The 4064-nt window shown below is 67.2% G+C and carries 5 protein-coding genes; 1 reads left to right on the top strand and 4 read right to left on the bottom strand.

The window, feature by feature from the left end; genetic code table 11:
• Nucleotides 1-70: 70 nt before the first annotated feature.
• Nucleotides 71-682 (bottom strand): TetR/AcrR family transcriptional regulator, encoded by a 612-nt coding sequence (locus ETD86_RS52970; RefSeq protein ID WP_138674175.1) that lies wholly within the window; start codon nt 680-682, stop codon nt 71-73.
• Between the two features lie 217 nt (nt 683-899).
• Here ETD86_RS52970 and ETD86_RS52965 point away from each other — a divergent pair, with 217 nt between their 5' ends.
• The gene (locus tag ETD86_RS52965) at nt 900-1301 is read left to right on the top strand and encodes an NUDIX hydrolase (RefSeq protein WP_211370897.1); all 402 of its coding nucleotides are present in this window, start codon (nt 900-902) and stop codon (nt 1299-1301) included.
• Nucleotides 1302-1303: 2 nt separating this feature from the next.
• On the opposite strand, the gene ETD86_RS52960 is transcribed toward ETD86_RS52965, so the two are convergent.
• From ETD86_RS52960 to ettA, 3 genes are all read right to left on the bottom strand, one after another.
• Nucleotides 1304-1555, bottom strand: coding sequence for an SCO4226 family nickel-binding protein (locus ETD86_RS52960; RefSeq protein ID WP_138674173.1), 252 nt, complete (start codon nt 1553-1555; stop codon nt 1304-1306).
• Between the two features lie 341 nt (nt 1556-1896).
• A complete protein-coding gene (locus ETD86_RS52955; protein ID WP_138674172.1) occupies nt 1897-2166 on the bottom strand; it encodes a hypothetical protein in 270 nt (89 codons plus the stop codon).
• Between the two features lie 129 nt (nt 2167-2295).
• Nucleotides 2296-3960 carry an energy-dependent translational throttle protein EttA gene (gene ettA / locus ETD86_RS52950; protein ID WP_138674171.1) on the bottom strand — a complete coding sequence of 555 codons (1665 nt, stop codon included), beginning with the start codon at nt 3958-3960 and terminating at the stop codon, nt 2296-2298.
• Between the last annotated feature and the right edge of the window lie 104 nt (nt 3961-4064).

Genomic DNA, 4064 nt, shown 5'->3' with positions numbered 1-4064 from the left:
GCCCCCAGCAGCACCGGCCCACCTCGTCGGTGCCGAGCCCGGGCGCCTGGGCGGCAGCGGGCACGAGCGGTCAGCCGTCTTCCATGACCTTGAGCGGGTCGAGGCGGCGGATCAGCGTCATCGCCGCCTCGATGACCTCGCGGGCCTCGTCCTCGGTGTCGGAGGTGGCGACCTCCCGGGCGGCCTCCCCGATGATGCTGGTCAGCACGGCCACGGTGAACCGGTCGAGAGGGTCCCCACCGGCGCCGAGCAGCACGGCGTTCTGGCGAACCCACTCCCGTCCCCTGGTCCGGCGGATCAGCTCGAATCCCGGCGGCCCGTCGCCATCGATGAACAACCTGACCAGGTCCCGTCGCTCCCAGGCCCCGCCGAGGTAGGCCCGGGCCCCCGCGATCAGCAACTCGACCGGGTCCTCCACCCCGGCCTTCTTGGCGGCGGCAACGCTGGCCGCCGACGCCTGCTCGTGCGCCGCCTGGTGGTCCTCGTAGAGCGCGAGGAACAACTCGGTCTTGCCGCCGAAGTGGTGGTAGAGGCTGCCGACGCTGGACCCGGCTCGGGCGACCACCTCAGAGACGCTGGAGTCGGCGAACCCGTGCTCGCTGAAGACCTCGCGCGCCGCCTGCAGCATGCTCTTGCGGGTCTGCGCCGTACGGCTCCACTCCCACGAGGACTTCCGTGCCATGGGCAAATCGTAACGCAGCCCGATTCTAGAACTGAATTCTGTAACCCAGTTGCCACGAGACTTCGGGTAGAGCGACGTCGAGGTCGTCGATCACTGCGATGCGAATCACGTCATGTTCTCGAGCGCGACGCATGCCGGTAAGAGGAGCATGGGCCTGCAGGGCTGACGAGTCCCCCAACGCACCACAGAGATCGTTACAGACGCACGAAGGATGACAGTGACCAAAATCATCGACAAAGTCGCCTGGATCCTCCTGGAGGGCGGGAAGATCCTCAGCACCCGGTCACGCGGCAAGGACGTGTACTACCTCCCGGGCGGCAAGCGCGAGCCGGGCGAGAGCGACCTGGACACGCTGGTCAGGGAGATCGACGAGGAACTCGCCGTCGCCATCATCCCGTCCAGCGCGGCGCATTTCGGTACGTTCGAGGCGCAGGCACATATGCACGCCGACGGGGTCATCGTGCAGATGACCTGCTACACGGCCGGCTACCACGGCACCCCGACACCGAGCAGCGAGATCGACGAGGTGGTCTGGCTCACGTACGCCGACCGGGACCGCGTGGCCCCGGTCGATCAGATCATCTTCGACCATCTTCACAAGAGTGGCCGGCTCCTCTAGCGCTATTCGACCTCGACGGGAACCTCGTAGATCTCCGTCGTCGGGTGCCCGGCCTTCTCGTGCACCCGCAGCACCGCCTCCTTGGACGGCCCGGACGACAGGCAGAACGCCTTGCCTGACACCGGATCTAGCCAGGCATGCTCGAAGTGCACGGCCTCGGACTCCTCGATTGCCAGGTCCCGCTGGTGCGCCTCGTGCAGCTGCTCCGCCGTCGCGCCGACGAATCCGCTGTGTACGTCGATGAACTTCGCCATTGCCTATCCCTCCCCCTCGTGTGCCCTTTCCCGGAAAGGCGTTCCCAACCGTGCCATCGCCGGGGGCAGGGCCGGCTCCAAGGGCCCGGTCGGTCGCTCCTAAGGGCTCGGGACGCCGTCTCCGTTCCTGCCCCGACCGGCCAGCACGCCCTCCAGGGTCGGCCGGCGATCGCCGGCCTCCCTCGGACCGGGCTGGGCGAGCTGGATCAAGACGCCGTGCGCCTCCTTCGGGTGCAGGAACACCTCCTGCCAGCGCGGATCGGACCGGTTGAGCCCGTGCAGGCGATAGCCGCGGGCGGTGAGCCGGGCGACGGCCGTCTCCAGGTCATTGACGTGGAAGTTCAGGTGGTGGACACCCCCCGGCCCCGGGTGAGCTGGAAGAAGCTGTCGAAGAAGGTCGAACCTGTCAGGGGCTCCATGAGCTCGGCCTTGCTGCCGTTGGCGTAGGAGAGTTGCAGCGTCCGGTAGCCGGCGGCCCGGTTGTCGCCGCCCCCACCGAGGTGCCGGCCGCCGAGCAGGTCGCGGTAGATCGGCAGCAGATCCCTGATCCGAGGGGCTGCCACGGCCGTGTGGTCGAAGGTCGCCTCGAGGCCGTCCAGTTCCAGGTCCAACGCACGACTCCTCACTCCGGATCAATCCTAGAATTTGATTCTAGCCGCGATCGATCTCGGAGCCGTGGAGACCTCATACGCAAACAGGCGTGCGAGCGGGTCGCTCACACGCCTGCCGATCTACACGACTCAGTCGCGGTGCAGCTTCCGGTACGTCACCCGGTGCGGGCGCGCGGCGTCGGCGCCGAGCCGTTCGATCTTGTTCTTCTCGTAGTCGGCGAAGTTGCCCTCGAACCAGAACCAGTTCGAGCCTTCCTCCCACGCCAGGATGTGCGTGGCGATGCGGTCCAGGAACCACCGGTCGTGCGAGGTGATGACGGCGCAGCCCGGGAAGTCGAGCAGGGCGTTCTCCAGCGAGGACAGCGTCTCCGTGTCGAGGTCGTTGGTGGGCTCGTCGAGCAGCAGGACGTTGCCGCCCTGCTTGAGGGTGAGCGCCAGGTTGAGCCGGTTGCGCTCGCCGCCCGACAGCACTCCGGCCTTCTTCTGCTGGTCCGGGCCCTTGAACCCGAACGCCGCGATGTACGCCCGGGACGGCATCTCCACGTTGCCGACCTTGATGTGGTCGAGCCCGTCAGAGACGACCTCCCAGACGTTCTTGTTCGGGTCGATGCCGCCGCGGCTCTGGTCCGCGTACGAGATCTTGACCGTGTCGCCGACCGTGATCGATCCCTTGTCGGGCGTCTCGTTACCGGTGACCATGCGGAACAGCGTGGTCTTGCCGACGCCATTGGGGCCGATGATGCCGACGATGCCGTTACGCGGCAGGTCGAACGTCAGGCCCTCCATGAGCAGCCGGTCGCCGAAACCCTTGGTGAGCTCGTCAGTCTTGATCACCGTCGTGCCCAGGCGGGGGCCCGGCGGGATCTGGATCTCCTCAAAGTCCAGCTTGCGGTATTTATCCGCCTCGGCCGCCATCTCCTCGTAGCGCTGGAGACGGGCCTTGCTCTTCGTCTGGCGGGCCTTCGGGTTGGACCGGACCCACTCCAGCTCGTCCTCCAGGCGCTTCTTGCGCTTGACGTCCTTCTGCCCCTCGACCTTGAGGCGCTGAGCCTTGAGCTCCAGGTAGGTGGAGTAGTTGCCCTCGTAGGCGTACGCGCGGCCGCGGTCCAGCTCCAGGATCCAGCCGGCGACGTTGTCGAGGAAGTAGCGGTCGTGGGTGACGGCCAGCACCGTGCCGGCGTACTTCTCCAGGTGCTGCTCCAGCCACTGCACGCTCTCGGCGTCGAGGTGGTTGGTGGGCTCGTCGAGCAGCAGCAGGTCAGGCGCCTCCAGCAGCAGCTTGCAGAGGGCGACCCGGCGCCGCTCACCACCGGACAACTTCGTCACTTCCGCGTCGGGCGGCGGGCACCGCAAGGCGTCCATCGCCTGCTCCAGCTGGCTGTCAAGATCCCAAGCGTTCCGGTGCTCCAGCTGATCCTGCAGCTTGCCCATCTCGTTCATCAGCTCGTCGCTGTAGTCGGTGGCCATCTGCTCGGCGATGTCGTTGAAGCGCTGGAGCATCGCCATCGTCTCGGCGACACCCTCTTGCACGTTGCCGAGGACGGTCTTCTCCTCGTTCAGCGGCGGCTCCTGCTGGAGCATGCCGACCGTGAAGCCGGGCATGAGCCGGGCCTCACCGTTGGACGGCTGCTCCAGGCCGGCCATCATCCGGAGCAGCGTCGACTTTCCGGTGCCGTTCGGCCCCAGGACACCGATCTTGGCTCCGGGCAGGAACGACAGCGTGACGTCGTCAAGGACAACCTTGTCGCCGTGCGCCTTGCGCACGCGCTGCAGCGTGTAGATGTACTCCGGCATGCCCTCTAGCTTAGGGGCTCCCGACCCAGGCTTCCGCCGCTCCTCCCCGGGAGCGTCCCAGGACGCCGTCTCGCGTCAGGAGATGTCCTCGGGGAGGGTAGGGG

Origin of the sequence: Nonomuraea turkmeniaca (assembly GCF_005889735.1) — a bacterium.
Lineage (GTDB): Bacteria > Actinomycetota > Actinomycetes > Streptosporangiales > Streptosporangiaceae > Nonomuraea > Nonomuraea turkmeniaca.
This window is presented reverse-complemented; position numbering and strand designations above follow the sequence as displayed.